We start from the raw sequence: 16,351 nt of genomic DNA, 5'->3' as shown, positions 1-16,351 counted from the left end.
CTTATTTACCCAGGATGGTCACCACCCCGCGCTTCACCCAATTGATGTCCTTCACTTCCACCGTGAAGAGGTAGCCACCCTTGAGGATCTGCCCGTTCGGACCGCGTCCGTCCCAGCCCTTCTCCGGGTTGTTTGTCTCAAACACGCGCACACCTGAGCGGTCAAACACCTGGATGTAGACCTCGTTGTAGAAGCGCAGTTCCGGAATGGTCCAGTTATCGTTGATGCCGTCGCCGTTTGGTGAGAAGGCGTTAACGATCTTGAGTTGGTCCACTGTGCGGTCGTACGCCTCCTTGGTGAGGGTGAAGGCCCGCTCGATCGTGTTTGCGTAGGGGTCGGTGCTGCGCACGCGAATGGTGAAGGTGGTCATACCCGACAGGCCCTTGTTTGACTTCAGGTATACCTGGTCGCCGCGAACTTCGAAGAGCGCGTTGTGCGTGTCCCCCTCACCACTTGCCAGGCTGTAGACAAACTCCGTGTCATCAGGGTCGGTGGTAGAGAGCGTGCCGATCACCTCGTCTGCCGTAGCTTCCGGTTTGAAGGTGGTGGCGCTGAAAGCCAGTGCGGTCGGCACTTTGTTGGGCTGCACTTCCACGGTCACTGTAGCTGTCAGATTCTCCAGGTTGGTGGTCATCTCTTCCAGTTCCAGTATACCTGTCAGTACATAAGGTCCGGCCACAAGGCCGTTGTAGTCACCGGCTTCCCAGCGTACTTTCACTTGCGCAGTCTCACCGTTAGAGTAGGAAACACCAACAGTGGCTGGCAGCGGAACCTGCGCAAAAGTAGTTCGGATTGGCACTTCGATCATGTCGGGTGCTGTTACGGAAGCGATGTTGCGGGTAATTTTAACGATCTGTGCCGTTACTTCACCGCCCTTGTTTCCGGCCTTATCCGTTAGGTATAGCCGCACGGTCAATGTGCCATCCTGCAGTTTTTCCAGGTCAAGGTTTGCAATATCGAAGCTCTCCTCTGTTACCTCTCCCGTACCTGATACTACTGTACTTTCCTGACCACTGGTAATCTGGTAGGTATAGGTGGTACCCGGCTCAGCTCCGCTAAGCAATAGCGCAATAGCCTCCAGGTTCGACACATCCACACGCGCAGCGCTCCAGGCTACAGCGTAGCCGGCAGGTGCTGTAGCGTCGTAAGTCAGGCTCAGCAGGTTAGAGGCTGTGTTACCGTTTGCTGCAGCATCAGCTACTTTATTTTCGGCAACGGCTATACTTACCGCTCCGTCAACGGCCGGTGTCACCAGGGCGTAATACCTTGTTTCGCTCACTTTGGTAAGGTCAGTGGCTGCACCGTTGGTTACCGTGATATCGGCTAAGGCAAAGCCCGTTACCGGCTCACTGAACTCAATCGTCAGTGGAATAGCGGCATTGGTCAGGGCCGGAGCAGTGGTGGCAAGCGTAACCGCCGGACGGGATTTGTCATACTGCAGGCGCAGCACATCAGAGGCCAGATTTCCGTTACCGGCTCTATCCTGTACCACATCCGCAGCAACTTCTATAGCAACTTCCCCTTCAGCAGATGGCGTAATCGTAGCCGTGTATACCTTGCCTGCTTCGGAAGGAGACAGCCCGGCTATAGTCCCGCCTTCTACTGAGATATCTTCCAGAGAGAAACCGGAAACCGGCTCGCTAAAGGTTAATACAACCTCAAAAGCAGCATTGACCGGGCTTTTCGCTTCTGTGCTCAGAACCAGGGTTGGTCTTGTGGCGTCGTATACTCTGGTTAAGACGCTGGCCTCCTGGTTGCCGTTTCCGGCAGCATCGCGGGCCACATCACCAGCTACGGCTATACTTACTTCACCGTCGGCCAGCGGCGTTACCAGGGCCGTGTACACGGACGAGCTTACCGCTTTCAGGGCTGAGACCGAACCGTTGGTTACTGTGATATCCCCCAGCTCAAAGCCTGTCACGGCCTTGCTGAAGGTAAAGGTCACTTCAAATGGGGCCTTCATCACATCTGCCGCGCTTGTCGACAGCACCAGCACTGGTTGGCTCACATCGTAGCTTACCTGCAGTCGGTTGGACAGCATATTTCCGTTACCGAAAACATCCTGTGTCACGTTCTCAGGAACGGCGACTGTCACCACACCAGTTGCGGATGGCGTCACGAGGGCGGTGTAAACCGTAGCGCTTTCCTTTGTCAAGTTGGAAACTCTTCCGTTTTCTACCGTGATGTTGGCCAGCTCAAAGCTTTCCACTGCCCCGGAGAAGGTGAAGCGCACTGTAAAGGCGGCATTGACAGGGCTGGTCACTGCTGTTGCCACTTCCACTGTTGGCCTTGTATTGTTATAGAACCGGATGAGGCGTTCTGACACAAGGTTCAGGTTACCGGCTGCATCCTGCGCCACTCCGGCAGCAAGCGATACACGCACCTCCCCGTTCGTTTGCGGCGTGATCTGCAGGGTATACTCCTTGTCACCCGCCACAGAGAAATCTGTCACCGTACCATTGACAACCGTTACATCATCGGCTGTAAATCCGGTTACCGCTTCGCTGAACACGACAGTTACTTCAAAGGCTGCATTCAGCCTCTCAGGTGCACCGGAGGCCAGCACAACGGTTGGTTGTGTCTTGTCAATGTTCAGTTTCAGGGCTGTGGCCGCTGTACTGCCATTACCGGCAGCATCGCGGGCTACATTTTCGGCCACGTTAATGATCACTTCACCCTCGGCACCTGGTGTGATGCGGGCCGTGTATACCTGCGCTGACACTTGCGCAAAGGCAGAAGCTGCTCCGTTGCTCACTGCAATATCGCTCACTTCGAATCCGCTCACTGCCGTGCTGAAAGTGAAGGTCACCTCAAATGCAGCATTGGTCGGGTTGGTGGCGTTGGTAGACAGGGCAAGTGATGGTCTGGTGGTGTTGAAGGTTCTGGTCAGAGCTTCAGAAGCAGTATTATCGTTTCCAGCTGCGTCCTGCGCTACACCGACAGGCACCGAAAGTATCACCAGTCCGTCTGCCGCAGGGCTTACCTCGATGGTATACAACTTGTTATCTGCTGTCGTCAGACCTGAGAGTGTGGCGTTTGATACCGTTATATCCTGCGCTGTAAAACCTGTCACGGGCTCGGTAAACGTTATGCTTACCTGGAAAGACCTGTTTATCGGGTCTGGAGCAGCGGTTGCCAGCACGACGGCAGGACGAACAGCATCATATACCCGGGTGAGTGTGTTAGAAGGCAAGTTGGCGTTTGAGGCCACATCCGTCGCTGCGTTGGCAGGTACCTGAACTGCTACCTCACCAGTTGCCGCAGGGGTTACCAGCGCACTGTATCGCCGCCCGTCAACCTGGCTGAACCGGGTGAGTGTGCCGTTGGTAACGGCTATACCTGCAGCCGCAAATCCTGCAACGTCTTCACTAAACTCGATATTAATGGAGAATGCACTGTTGACAGGATCCGGAGCGCCCGTACTGAGTACCACAGCTGGTCGCAAGGTATCGTAGCGGCGCGTCAGAATATTGGAGGCGCCGCTGCCGTTGCCGGCCGCGTCCCGGGCCTTATCGGCTGCCACGCTTACCTGCACTTCTCCCTCCGCAGCAGGTATAACCCGTACGGTATAAGTTTTCGGATTGACTACCGCAAAATCAGCCGCCGTGCCATTGATAAGGGAAATGTCACCTATCTCGAAACCACTAACCTCCTTGCTGAAGCTGAAGGTCACGCTGAATGGCGCATTTACTGCAGCCGGTGCCGAAGAAGCGAGTAGCAAGGTAGGTTTGTCTGTATCAAAGTTTAATTTGAGTACGTTGGAAGCCAGGTTATCATTGCCTGCCACGTCCCTGGCTTTGCCCGCTGCCACCGCAACGGTTACTTCGCCGTTTGAGGCAGGTGTAATTAGAGCAGTGTAGGCGGTGGCACTCACTTTTACAAAATCAGAAACTGCTCCGTTTGTAACGTTCACGTCCGTTAAATCAAAGTCTGCCACTGCTTCTGTAAAGGCAAACTGTGCCGTAAAGGCTTCATTTACAGGATTGGTAGCGGTGCTTGTTACTGTTACCCGTGGTCTTGTGCCGTCGTAGCGCCGGGTTAGCTCGGCAGAAGCCAGGTTCTGATTGCCAGCCGAGTCAAGCGCTGCATTGTTCCTTATCTGTACCTTCACCTCCCCGTCTGCAAGCGGGGTAATGCGTGCCGTATACTCATCGGCAGACATGGCCACCAGACGGGAGGTTGTTCCGTTTACAAGGGCTATACCTGTTTCGGCAAAGCCTATTACCGGTTCGCTGAACTTAATGGTTAAATCAAACGCACCATTCACAGTAGCCGGCGCCGGCGAAGCGAGGGCTACGGTAGGTCGGGTCTGGTCGAAAAACAACCAGAAGGCGGAAGCAGCTTTATTTCCGTTTCCTGTTCTATCCCAGGCTACGTCCTCCAGCATGTTAATGATCACTGCTCCGTTTGCCTGGGGCGTAATCAGGGCTGTATATTCCTGTGCAGACACACTGGTAAAGGCGGAGGCAAGTCCATTGGATACTTCCAGATCTTCCACTGTAAAACCGGTCACCTCTTTGCTGAAGCGAATGGTAAGCGTAAAGGGTGCATTGGTAGGATCTGTTGCGCTTGTAGACAGCATTACCGTCGGCCTCTCGGCATCGTAACGCACCTTCAGAATATTGGAAGCGGTATTGTTGTTGCCGGCTGCGTCCTGCGCTTTTTCTGCTGCCACGCTCACGGCTACCTCACCGCTTGCTGCCGGCGTGATACGCGCACTGTAGCGCCTGCCGTCTGTTACAGTCAGGTTGGAAGCCGTACCGTTTGCTACGATAATATCCGCCAGGTCAAAGCCGCTCACTTCCTCAGCAAAAGTGAAGCTCACGTCAAAAGGAGCGTTGGTCGGGTTCGGAGCTGTGGTAGCAACTACCAGCGTCGGTCCTGTATTGTCATACAGGGTACTGATGGTATTAGAGGCTGTATTGCCATTTCCCGCTATATCAATTGCTGCACCGGCTGCTACGCTTACTTTTACTTCTCCTTCGGAGGAAGGCGTTATCGTTGCCTTGTATACCTTATTGTCTGCGGTCATCAGGTTGGAAGCCGTCGCATTCGTCACTATCAGATCTGCAAGTGAGAAACCGGTTACGGCTTTACTGAACGTGAAGAGTACTTCAAATGGCTGGTAAGTGGCCGCCCCCACACCACTGGAAAGAGTGAGCATGAGCGGCACATTGTCCAGTATGATTTGTGACTCTACCAGACGGATGTTGCCGGCTCCGTCGCGCAACTGCGCGTATACCTTGCGGTTGCCGTTGCCAGCAGGCAGGGTCCAGGTTTTGTTTGCCGCAAAAGACTGCCAGGCACTCCAGGTGAGGTTATCGTTGGAGAAGCGCATGCTGGCTACACCGGTCAGCGCATCGGTTGCTGTAAGGCGCAGCGCAACTTCCGGGGAAGCAGTATGAGTGGCCCCACCGTTGATGGCAAGCGTTCCGGTCGGCGATGTTCTGTCGAAGATAACGCTGCTGCCATTGGTGGTGCCGCTGACAGCTGTGCCCGCGTTTCCGGCCAGGTCCTGATAGTTGATGGTAAAGGGAACCGTGCCCTCCGCATCAGTCGCTGTCAGGGTATAGGTGGCTGTGTAGGCATTGGCAGCAGTGGCCGTTACCGTAGCCGTGTGTCCTGCCATGGTCACAGTTGGCGTGGCGATGGGCTCGGATGCTTCCAGGCGAAGCGTGACGATATCGTCTGCTTTTGCTTTCGTGACGTCGCTGTTAGACGAGGCAATGGTGACTGTTTGCAACGTTGGCGCAACGGCATCCACCCAAACATTAGCCGTAGGAGACACCCCGCTCAGCGTCAGGACCGCCGTGTTGCCAAAGGCGTCAGTTATTGTTCCGTCGTTCAGGGCAATGGCAGCAGACAGCGTGATGCCGTCCGTATCCAGATCGCCTGGCTGCACGGTGTATCGGAAGCTCAGTGCAGATGAGGCAGAGCCGCTCACGTAATTCGCCTCACGGTAAGCTGTGCCTATAGTAAGGCCGATCGCTGGGGTTCCGCCCGGGGTATTTACTATGACAGCTTTACTGAAGTTCACCGTGAAGTCCAGCTGCTGCGCCTCCCTGTACGTACCGGCAGCAGGCACTGAAACGGAGGTAATGGCTGGTGGGGTGGTATTTATGGTATACGCCTCGCCGGAGGTATAACCTGAAGTGATCCCGTTATTGGCCAAATCCGTAATGCCTGTACCACTCGCTTTTACATCCAGACGCAAGGTGCCGCTTCCGCTCACATTGTTGACGACCACCTCAAATACCCTGTTGTCTCGCCAAATGACACGTTCTATGGTGCCTGTTGCCGTTCCCGTACGAGTCAGAGCGAAATCCTCTGCATTTATGCCTGCCACGCGCTCGCTGAAAGTGACCAGGTAAATAAGCGTTGTGGCGCTGGTGGTGGCCTCTGTAGGGTTAAAGCGGGTGATGCCCGATACGAACGGTGCCGTCAGGTCGACCGTCCAGGTATGGGAGACCGGCTGACTTACGTTTCCGGCTTGATCTGTTGCGCGCATCTGGAAGGTGTGCGTGCCTTCGCTTATATCCATAAGATTATGAGGTGAGGTAGCGGAGGTAAAGGCGCTGCCATCTAAGCTTATTTGAAAGGTATCGCCAGTCTCGTTGCTCCCAAATCTAAAATAAGTGGAATTAGAATTAGTCAGGACAGCAGGAACAGTGGAGAAGGAGGCGGTAGGCGCCGTTGTATCGATGAGGTACGCCTGGCCGGAGGTATAGGCGGCACGCACATTCGGCGTCACCCCGGCCAGGCCAGTAAAGTCAAGGCGCAGGAAGCCGTCTCCCCTCACGTCATTGACCTGCACCGTATAGCTCGTACCAGAGCCAGTTACGACCCCTATCGTAGCGGCTGCAGTACCGGTGGGTGTCAGGTCGAAATCTGCGGCATCCACACCGGTTACCGGTTCAGCAAAAGTGACGGCATAGCGCAGAGTGCCTGCGTTGGTGGGGCTGCTGTCCAGCAGGGTAATGGATGCCACGGTAGTAGAAGGCGTAAGCACCGAAATGGTTACGGTGGCGGTATTGCTCACTGCAGCACCGTCAGAGATCTGGTAGGTGAAGGAGTCTGAAGAGGAGGCGGAACCATTGTGGGTATAGGTAAAGCTTCCGTTTGCATCCAGGCTCAGTGTGCCCTGTGTCGGGCCAGTTACCAGCACGGCGGTCAGCGGTGCCCCTTCGGCATCGGTGTCATTGGCGAGCAGGCCGGGGGCGGACACGGTCAAGGTTTGGCCCCGGTTTACGCTATAGCTATCGTTGCTGGCCACCGGGGCCGTCTTTGCCGGCTCCGTAATGGTGAAAACACGCGTTGCCGTGCACTGGTTGGCGTCCGTCACCACGACAGTATACGTTCCGGCACGCAAGCCTCTAGCCGTGGGGCCCGTCTGAACAGGGGTGGTGTTCCAGGTGTAAGTGTGGGGGCTAGTGCCGCCTCCCACGCCAACAGTGGCAGTGCCATCTGCGGCACCGTACGCGGTAGCATTGGTTTGAGAAGTTGATAAGGCCAGCATTGGCGCAGGCTGCGTGATGGTAAAGGTTCTGGAGATGGTACAGCCATTGGCATCTGTTACCAGCACGCTATGGTTACCTGGCTGTAATCCCGTGGCTGTTGGCCCAGTCTGCCCGGACGGGCTCCAGGAGTAGGTATAGCCAGGGGTTACTCCGACAGGGGTTCCTCCGAACGCCTCCACAGTTGCCTGCCCGGTTGGTGCGCAAATGGCATCGGTCTTAGAAACAGTAGCTCCTAATGCGCTAGGCTGCATAATATTGGCAACAGCCGTGGCAGTATTCCCCAGGGCATCTCTAACGGTAACGGTATAGTTACCTGCAGCAAGCATCGTGGCCGTTGGCGAAGTTCCACCACCAGTACCCCAGGAATAGGTATAAGGCGCCAGTCCGCCAGCTGCCGTTACAGTAGCCTGGCCATTGGCACCGCCATTACAACTCACCTGACTCAGTGAGGTGATAGAGGCCGTTAGCGGTGTCACGCCTACCGTATACACCTGACCCGAGGTATAGCCACCACTGAGTCTGTTAAGGGCCGCATCCGTAATGTCGGTACCACTTGCCTTTACATCCAGGCGCAGCGTGCCGCTCCCGCTAATGTCGGAGACAGTTACCATGTATGTGCTTCCCGATCCACTTACACCTGAGACGGTACCTGCTGCCGTTCCAGTAGCTGTCGGGGAGAAATCCCTGGCATCCACGCCAGTAACGCTCTCGCTGAAGGAAAGCAGGTAGGTAACAGTGCTAGCGTTGGTGGTAGCCTCCGTAGGGTTCTGGCGCGTGATAGCAGTTACGACTGGAGCCGTCAGGTCATTCTTCCAGTTTTGGATGGATGGCGTGGGGTCCACGTTTCCGGCAACGTCCGTAGCCCGCACCTGAAAGGTATGGGTGCCTTCACTCAGCCCCGTCAAAGTGTAAGGTGAGATGGCAGAGGTATAGGCACTGCCATCCACGCTTACTTGAAAGAAAGAGGCATCCGTGCCGCCCGAGAAATGAAAGGTGGCGTTAGGGGAGTTATCTAGATAAGCAGGACCACCAGTGACATAGGTTTCAGGCGCCGTGGTGTCAATCGTTACACTTAAGCCAGCTGAAGCCGGACTTTCGTTTCCTGCCCCATCTACCGCTCTTGCCGTAATGGTATGGGCTCCATCTGCCAGGGTACTGCTTGTTACTGACCAGTTACCAGCGAAGTTGGCAGTGGAAGTGCCCACCAGGGTACTTCCAGCATATAGCTTAATCGTAGTATTAGGAGTTGCCGTTCCGGTAAAAGTCGGCGTGTTATCGTTGGTGATGTTATCGCTATTGCTCTGCCCTGTATCGCTTGCGCTTGCCAGGTCGGGGGTGGAAGGTGCTACCGGTGGAGCAGCAGCCCGCGTCACTGTAACGGTATAGGATTTGGTCGTACCATCCTGTGCCCTTACTAAAACAGTTATAGTGTTGGCGCCAACATACAGATTAACTGGTATGGAAGTAACGCCACTAGTCAGCTCAGTTCCGTTTACACTAACAGTTGCATTAGCATCAGCCTTGACAGGCGTAACTGAAACCGAAGTTACTGCATTGGCTACGCTTGCTGTGTAAGCGGTCGTGCCGGCTTGAAAAGCCGGCGACAAAGAACCCTGTGATAAAGTCAGGTTTGATAGATTTGCATTACTGGATAAGGGTGCACCAATATTCCCTACAACCAGGTCGTCGAGGTTTAAGGTATGAAGTCCTGAAAAGAAAAGAGTAACTGAGCTAACCTCCACATTTTTTGAAAGCGCCAGCCCCTGCTGGTTTCGTTCATTAAATTTATCCTGCGGCAGACTGCTCCCGGTATAGGTTACAGTTAAGTGAGGCGGTGTATAACTACCGCCGAAGCAATCGTAACTCATCCAAAGACCATAGAACTTAAAATTCTGGTTATCCTTGCGTTTGATGGTTACCTGGGTTGTAGCCGCTGTGCTGTAATAAAGGTTTGCACTGTTATTGGCGCCTCCATTGCCTCTGTTCTCCCAGCTGCCATTACCACTTTGGGTTAACTCATATTCCACACCTCCGACAGAGATGGTGGCAGTAGTATTCCAGGGCCAGGAGGCTGAATAACCACTTAAGGCTGCCGGAGTAGAGAAATTGTGGGTAAGCTGGCTCTGGGCATTTGCCTCGTGCGACAGAAAGAACCCTCCACAAAAGATAAGCAGTAGCGGCAGCGTCTTCAAAAGTACTTTGAAAACATCATAGACATTACCGCTCCTTTGCGAGGTGGAGAAAGCAGTGTTGGATTTCATAAATCAGCTGAGTTCATAGAATTTATACTGATACTGTATCAGTATTATCCCAGCAAATTTATGCGCTTCCTATATATTATAATAACTATACTTATATTACATTAGAAAATTATAATATTCAAAATCCACTCCCTTTTTCATTCATAAACAATTAATCCATAAGTATTAATACCTAGTTATTTTCAAAACCTTTGCCTCTCGTGTGTGAATGATGTTTTAACAGAGAAAGCATTCATCATCACCCCTAAAACAGCTAAAGCAATTCTCCTATTATTCCACAGCCAGCACAAACTGAATATTCTTTAAAAAATATATAAATCAATTATCCATACCACATTATACCTTGAGAATGAGGAAGGTAGGGATAAGAGGAGTGCTGCAGAATACCTTATTGCAGAATCTGCAGAAGTAGTTTCATTCAACATTATACCTTAAAAGGAAGCTTCATCTAAATAAAAAGATAGTCGGATCGGAGTTTAGCAACCCTACTGAGGGTTTTGTTAGATACTTTGCGAAGCAGATCCACTCAGGTATGGTAACTTCTAAAGTAATGGAACAATTTACTCCAATGGTTAAGAAGACTCTTCAGCAATATGTAAGCGAGCTTATAAGCGATAGATTAAAGTCTGCGCTATCCAATGAAACTAACTCATTTAAAGAAGAACCTAGAGAAGAGCAAATTCAACCAGTTCCTCCCACTTCAGCAGAAGTAAAAGGTATAGAGTTTACAGACTTGGAGCGGGAAGGATTTTTTATTGTAAAATCGATACTTAGGACAAAGATTGATGGCAATAGAATTTATTACCGCGACACGCAACGCTACCTTAATATTTTACTAGACGACAATATCCGTAAAACAGTCTGTAGGCTTCACTTAAATGCCTCTAAAAAGTATTTAACATGGACGGACGATCTAGGCAAAGAGGCAAAAGTAGAAATTAACTCCCTCGACAATATCTATGATTATACAGAACAGCTAATCAGTTCAGTGTTAAGATACGAGAAGTTGGCTGAGGCACAATCATTCTAAAAATCCGTCCCCGAAAACAAGAAAGCCCTGTAAGCAATTAACTTACAGGGCTTTCTATTTACTAAATGTACCTTGGGCCGGAGTCGAACCGGCACGAGTGTAACCTCATTGGTGTTTGAGACCAACGCGTCTACCAATTCCGCCACCAAGGCATTTTGTTCTCTCTGGTTTCAGGTATAGCACCTGGGGCCGGAGTCGAACGTTTGTCCCTGATCGACTATCAGGAACGGGTTGCAAACTTAGATAAAGTTTCCTGAATACGCAACAAATATTTTTTCTTCAAATAGTAGGTTTTTACCTCCTGCAGGGCCTCTTCTTTGGTAACTCCATGAAGTTCAGGGTATCGCTGCAGCACCGGCAATATATCATTCTCCAGCTGGGCCATGGCGCCGGTGCTCTTCTCTCCTATTTCGTGCAGTTTTGCGGCGTCGAAGTCGAACTCCAGCTCCATCAGCTCCTCGTTCAGCTCCATCATTTCCATCAGGAAATCGCCGGGTAATTCGTTTTTACCCTCCTCCAGTATACCGTGTTCTTTCAGGATGTACTGCATGCGCAGGTCAGCATCACCGAGGGTGCGGTAGGCATTGGTGTTGAGTGTAGAAAGCTCCAGTATCTTCTGCTGCGTGCCCAGGTCTTCGTTGGCATAAAAGTCCGGGTGATACTCGCGGCTCAGTTCGTAATAGCGACGTTTGATCGCTTTCTCGTCTGGCAAAAAACTCTCAGGTATATGGTATAACTCGAAGTAATTCATTTTTTATAGTTAACAGTTAGCAATAAACAGTTATCAGATATACGTAGCAAAGGTACAGGAAAAGCAGTTGGATTGTTAAAACTGTCACAAACAGCACGGCTATACCTGCAAATTGTTTACTGGTAACTGATCACAGTTTAAATGTTCACTGCCACATTTGACCAGGCCTGCGGTTTATCAGCAAATAGGGCTTTGGTGGCTTTCCATACCTGACCAAACAGTGCAGAGTCGCGGTAGTTGTTGAGGTTTTCCTCGGAGTCCCAAAGGCTGTAGGTGCTGTAGATATGCGGGTGGTTGAGGTCCTGCAGCAGCTCTACATGGTTGCAGCCCTCAAAGGCCCTGATCTTGTCTTTGGAATTGCGGAAAATCTCCAGAAAATCAGCTGTCTTCTCCGGCTGAAAGGTCATGCGTACGATGCGAATCAACATAATTTTGAATGAGTGATTGAGGGAATGAGTGAATTGCTATTTTCTTTAATAACTCAAACCAGATATGCACACAAAGGTATGGCTTATGCCATAAACTCCAGAACCCATTTCATGTAGAAGTATAAGATCATCCACCAATTCTCCCCATCAATCAACCACCAAATCAAAAAACTCACTCATGCACTCATTCACTAACTCCAAATCTAAGCTCCCGGGTAAAACCGCACATCAACCTGCGAGTCGAAGCCGAGGCCGAGCAGTTCGGCGGCGTTGCCTTTGTTGATGCCGATGCAGAGCTGGCCGAGGTGGTTGTAAAGGCAGCAGCAGTCGCCGTCTTCTACCTGGGTATAATTCTGGTGGATGCGCCCTACGGTTTCGCGGCCAAAGTGCACGGTATAGGTACGGCCATGCGCTATGGTTTCCACACTGTCTTTGGTGATGTTGGTGATCAGGTTGCCGTAGCGGTCCACATGAATGACGTGCCCTGTTACAGCGTGGTCGGTGAGGCGCAACTGGCGGTTCATGAGCTGCTTATAACTGGTGGTGCGCTCACCCAACACATCAATATCGCCGCCCTTTGCCAGAAAGAGCGCGGCAGGCGCCAGCAGTTCTTTAGCCGGGAAAGGGAGTACAGATTCATCGGTTTGTAGCTCCACCACTATTTCGGCCTGGCCGTCGGTGAGCAGGGAAAGTAAACCGTTGTCAGCCAGCAAAAAGTAGTGCCCTTTATATTTTGCAGCATGATATTTGCCCTGTTTGCAACCGTGCGTATCTACGGCGATCAGGTGCACGGTACCTTCCGGAAATTCACGGAAAACGGACCCGATCACGTATTCGGCCTGCGGAATGTTGAACGGCTCGATGCCATGCGAAATGTCCACAATACGGGCCTGTGGCTGCAGCGACAGCATGGCGGCCTTAACAGCAGCCGCATAATGGTCGGTATAACCAAAGTCGGAGGTGAATGTAATTACAGCCATAGAGCGAACTATAATTTAAGTAGATTTGTCATCATATTGTAACAATTTTAGCTAATTTACAGAATATATTACCAACGTACTATATAAGCTTAAACATTTGGTAGAGAAAGTAATAACATTAGAGAATATCTCTCTTATCGATTTTCTGGGGACAGAGAATCAGAATATCAAGCAGCTTGCAGCCGCATTTCCGAGCAGCAAGATCATATCCAGAGGCAACGAAATCAAAATTCAGGGGCAGACGCCCGAGATAACCAAAATACACGAGATCCTTTCTTCGCTGATCGATCACTATCACAAGTTCGGGAAGATTACGCATAACAGCGTAAATAGATACCTTTCATCCGACTCTTTTACGGAGGAAGATGTGATCGTCACTTCACCGGACGTGATTGTATACGGCAGCAAGGGCGGCATTATCAAAGCCAAGACGCCTAACCAGAAAAAACTGGTAGACCTGGTGGAGAATAATGACCTGGTGTTTGCGCTGGGGCCTGCGGGTACCGGCAAAACATATATCTCGGTGGCTATGGCTGTGCGCGCGCTCAAGAACAAAGAGGTAAAGAAGATCATCATCTCCCGCCCTGTGGTGGAAGCCGGCGAAAACCTGGGCTTTCTGCCAGGCGACATGAAGGAGAAGGTGGACCCGTATCTGCGCCCGATCTACGACGCCCTGGAGGATATGATCCCGATGGAAAAGCTCAAATACTATCAGGAAAGTAAGATAATTGAGATCGCACCGCTGGCTTACATGCGTGGCCGTACCCTGAGCAATGCCTTTGTGTTGCTGGACGAGGCGCAGAACACCACGCCGGCGCAGATCAAGATGTTCCTGACCCGTATGGGCCCAACCTCGAAGGTCATGATCAACGGTGACCGTTCACAGATCGACTTGCCGCATCGCCAGAAATCCGGCCTTATTGATGCCCTGCATACCTTGCGCGATATCAAAGGGATCGGTTTCATCGAGATGCAGCCGGAAGACGTAATGCGTCACCGTTTGGTGCGCGACATCGTGGAGGCCTATACCAAAGCAGACGAGGTTCGGCAAGCTGCCAGACTGGAGGCTGAAGCCTCTGAAGAAGGCACTCCCGTGAGCGTGAATGGCCGCAAAAGAAAGGTATAGCAGCTGATCGGATAACACAAGATGATTGAGGTAATACGTGCTGAACGTGAGCAGGATAGGTCTGCCGCGTTCAGCATACGTGAACAGGTTTTTGTGGAAGAGCAACAGGTGCCCCGTGAGGCGGAACGTGACCAGTTTGAGTCCGAGGCCCGTCACTACCTGGCTACCTGCGATGGTATACCCTGTGGCGCTGCCCGCTGGCGCCAGACGGAGCTAGGTATAAAACTGGAGCGCTTTGCCGTGCTGGCTCTGTACCGTAACCGGCAAGTAGGTGCCGCGCTGTTGCAGGCTGTACTGCAGGATGTGCAATCCGACCATGCTAACAGCAAGGTATACCTGAACGCACAGCTGCCGGCCGTTAACTTCTACAAGCGCCATGGCTTTGTGGCCGAAGGCGACATGTTTACGGAGTGCGACATACAGCACTACAAAATGGTCTTTAAGGGCTGATGAAGCGGTGGGCTCCCTACCCTTTTGTTCGCATTGTTCTTAGCTTTATAGCAGGTATACTCGTGTACCTGTACACAGGCAAAGAGTTCAGGTATAGTCCTGAGCTCTTTGCCTTTTTTGTTGCCCTATACCTGGTGCTATACCTTGTCGCACACCGGTTGAAATCCGTAGAAGCCAACACGCTGGCAGGTATAGCCGGACTGCTTTGCTTTGTTGCCGACGGTATGTGGGTTACGCACCAGCACACCGAAGTGCACCGGCCGCTGCACCTGAGCAAACTCTCTGCTACGCCCGCTTACTATGTTGGTGTGGTGGATGATTACGTGGTGCAGAAACCCGGCTACCAGAATACGGTGCTGCAAATAGAACAGGTGCAAAGTTGCAGAGGGCAAAGTGCAGCTCTCCGTGCCCCACGACTCTAAGCGGGAGTACGAGCTAGGCTACGGAGACAGATTGCTGATCAAAGGCGCACCTATACCTGTGGCTCCGCCCGGCAATTCGAACCAGTTCGACTATCGCGCCTTTCTGGCTAACAAGCAGATCCATCACCGCCATTTCCTGCAGGCGCACCAGTTCCAATAAATTGAATCTTCACCGCCGAACCCGCTGCTATACTTCAGCATCTACCTGCGTCGGCAACTCGATGCTTTGCTAAAAGAGTCAATCAACGAACGTCGGGAGTACGGCTTCTCCTCGGCCCTGATTCTGGGCGTAAAAGATGAACTGGACAATACGATTCGTGATGCCTATGCGCAGACCGGCACCATGCACGTGTTGGCTGTGTCAGGCCTGCACGTTGGGTTGATCTATGGAATACTGGCTTTTCTGCCAGCTGGTTTTAAGCGAACCGTCAGGTAGCGGACGGTGTATGCTGCCGTGATCTTAGGTGTGCTCTGGCTTTATGCTTTCATTACAGGCCTCTCCCCTTCTGTGCTTCGGGCGGCCTTCATGTTCAGTCTGATCACGGTGGCAATGCTTTCCAGGAGGCAGCATAATATCTACAACACACTTGCTATTGCGGCCTTCACGCTGTTGTGGTACAATCCTTATTTCCTGCTGGAGGTAAGTTTTCAGCTCTCTTTCCTGGCGCTGCTCGGCATTGTATACCTGCAGCCCCGCTTTTACCGCCTCCTGACAGTCGACAACAAGCTGCTGGACAAATTATGGCGCCTTTTTACGGCTTCCCTGGCTGCACAGCTGGCTACTTTTCCGTTGGGGCTTTTCTACTTCCATCAGTTTCCGGTATACTTCTGGCTGGCGAACCTGCTGGTGGTGCCTGCCGCTACTTTCGTGCTTTATTCGGGTGTGGCAGCTCTGTTTTTCTCTTGGGTACCCTTACTCAGCACGGTACTGTTTCTGCTTCATTTTGCTATCACCTGGGTCATGAACGAGTTTAACCTGCTGGTGAACCAACTGCCCCAAGCTGTCATCAACGGCATCGACATCAGTCCCTCGCAAACCTGGCTGCTTTATACCTTGCTCCTTCTGTTCATCCTGTTTTTCGCCTGCAAACAGCTGCGCTACTAGCGGAGGCAGGTATAGCGTTTTATGATATGACGGAGTTGGGGGCTTTTGTGGTGGAATTGTAGCGGATTTGTTAGGGATCTGTTTAAGGGTTTTTGATAAGATTCTTGTGCACGATTAACATCCTCCTTCAAAGAGGAACTTCTGCTACTGCCAGTTTGCAGGTATAGCTCCGTGACAAATACCCTGGCAGTTGTAGCAAGACATCCTTGCCCCTTAGACTATGAAACAGATAGCAGTAGCCAGGTGCACTTTACGGCGCTCCACTGTTGGGGGTGAAGGGG

At 51.9% G+C, this 16,351-nt stretch carries 9 protein-coding genes, 1 tRNA gene and 1 pseudogene; 6 read left to right on the top strand and 5 right to left on the bottom strand.

All coding sequences use genetic code 11. The annotated features are described in order from the left end of the window. Position 1: 1 nt before the first annotated feature. Complete coding sequence (locus K3G39_RS08985; RefSeq protein WP_220625848.1) at positions 2–9,778, bottom strand: Ig-like domain-containing protein; 9,777 nt, start codon at positions 9,776–9,778, stop codon at positions 2–4. Positions 9,779–10,310: 532 nt separating this feature from the next. Here K3G39_RS08985 and K3G39_RS08980 point away from each other — a divergent pair. After that, a complete protein-coding gene (locus K3G39_RS08980) occupies positions 10,311–10,808 on the top strand; it encodes a hypothetical protein (RefSeq protein WP_220625847.1) in 498 nt (165 codons plus the stop codon). A gap of 68 nt (positions 10,809–10,876) precedes the next feature. On the opposite strand, the gene K3G39_RS08975 is transcribed toward K3G39_RS08980, so the two are convergent. From K3G39_RS08975 to K3G39_RS08960, 4 genes are all read right to left on the bottom strand, one after another. Beyond that, positions 10,877–10,960, bottom strand: a tRNA-Leu gene (locus K3G39_RS08975). 68 nt (positions 10,961–11,028) lie between these two features. Beyond that, the gene (hscB, locus tag K3G39_RS08970) at positions 11,029–11,559 is read right to left on the bottom strand and encodes a Fe-S protein assembly co-chaperone HscB (protein WP_220625846.1); all 531 of its coding nucleotides are present in this window, start codon (positions 11,557–11,559) and stop codon (positions 11,029–11,031) included. Positions 11,560–11,696: 137 nt separating this feature from the next. Then, complete coding sequence (locus tag K3G39_RS08965; RefSeq protein WP_220625845.1) at positions 11,697–11,987, bottom strand: putative quinol monooxygenase; 291 nt, start codon at positions 11,985–11,987, stop codon at positions 11,697–11,699. Between the two features lie 203 nt (positions 11,988–12,190). Further along, complete coding sequence (locus tag K3G39_RS08960; protein WP_220625844.1) at positions 12,191–12,967, bottom strand: S-adenosyl-l-methionine hydroxide adenosyltransferase family protein; 777 nt, start codon at positions 12,965–12,967, stop codon at positions 12,191–12,193. A 97-nt stretch (positions 12,968–13,064) separates the two neighbouring features. Between K3G39_RS08960 and K3G39_RS08955 the strand changes: the two genes are divergently transcribed. The 5 genes and pseudogenes from K3G39_RS08955 to K3G39_RS20790 all read left to right on the top strand — a co-directional run bounded on the left by K3G39_RS08955 (position 13,065) and on the right by K3G39_RS20790 (position 16,070). Next, the gene (locus K3G39_RS08955; protein WP_220625843.1) at positions 13,065–14,093 is read left to right on the top strand and encodes a PhoH family protein; all 1,029 of its coding nucleotides are present in this window, start codon (positions 13,065–13,067) and stop codon (positions 14,091–14,093) included. A gap of 21 nt (positions 14,094–14,114) precedes the next feature. Then, on the top strand, positions 14,115–14,543 hold the full coding sequence (locus K3G39_RS08950) for a GNAT family N-acetyltransferase (RefSeq protein ID WP_220625842.1): 429 nt from the start codon (positions 14,115–14,117) through the stop codon (positions 14,541–14,543). Further along, positions 14,543–14,965, top strand: coding sequence for a hypothetical protein (locus tag K3G39_RS20800; protein ID WP_255594175.1), 423 nt, complete (start codon positions 14,543–14,545; stop codon positions 14,963–14,965). Before K3G39_RS08950 ends, K3G39_RS20800 begins: the two co-directional genes overlap by 1 nt. Continuing rightward, entirely contained in the window at positions 14,949–15,125 is a 177-nt protein-coding gene (locus K3G39_RS20795; protein WP_370627242.1) for a DUF4131 domain-containing protein, read from the top strand. The genes K3G39_RS20800 and K3G39_RS20795 overlap by 17 nt, the downstream gene beginning before the upstream one ends. Positions 15,126–15,191: 66 nt before the next feature. Further along, a pseudogene (locus K3G39_RS20790) lies at positions 15,192–16,070 on the top strand (ComEC/Rec2 family competence protein). The last annotated feature ends 281 nt before the right edge of the window (positions 16,071–16,351 follow it).

The sequence above is a fragment of the Pontibacter sp. HSC-14F20 genome (assembly GCF_019599265.1).
Taxonomy (GTDB): Bacteria; Bacteroidota; Bacteroidia; order Cytophagales; family Hymenobacteraceae; genus Pontibacter.
Note: the sequence above shows the minus strand (reverse complement) of the source record. Positions and strands in the feature narration are given on the sequence as shown.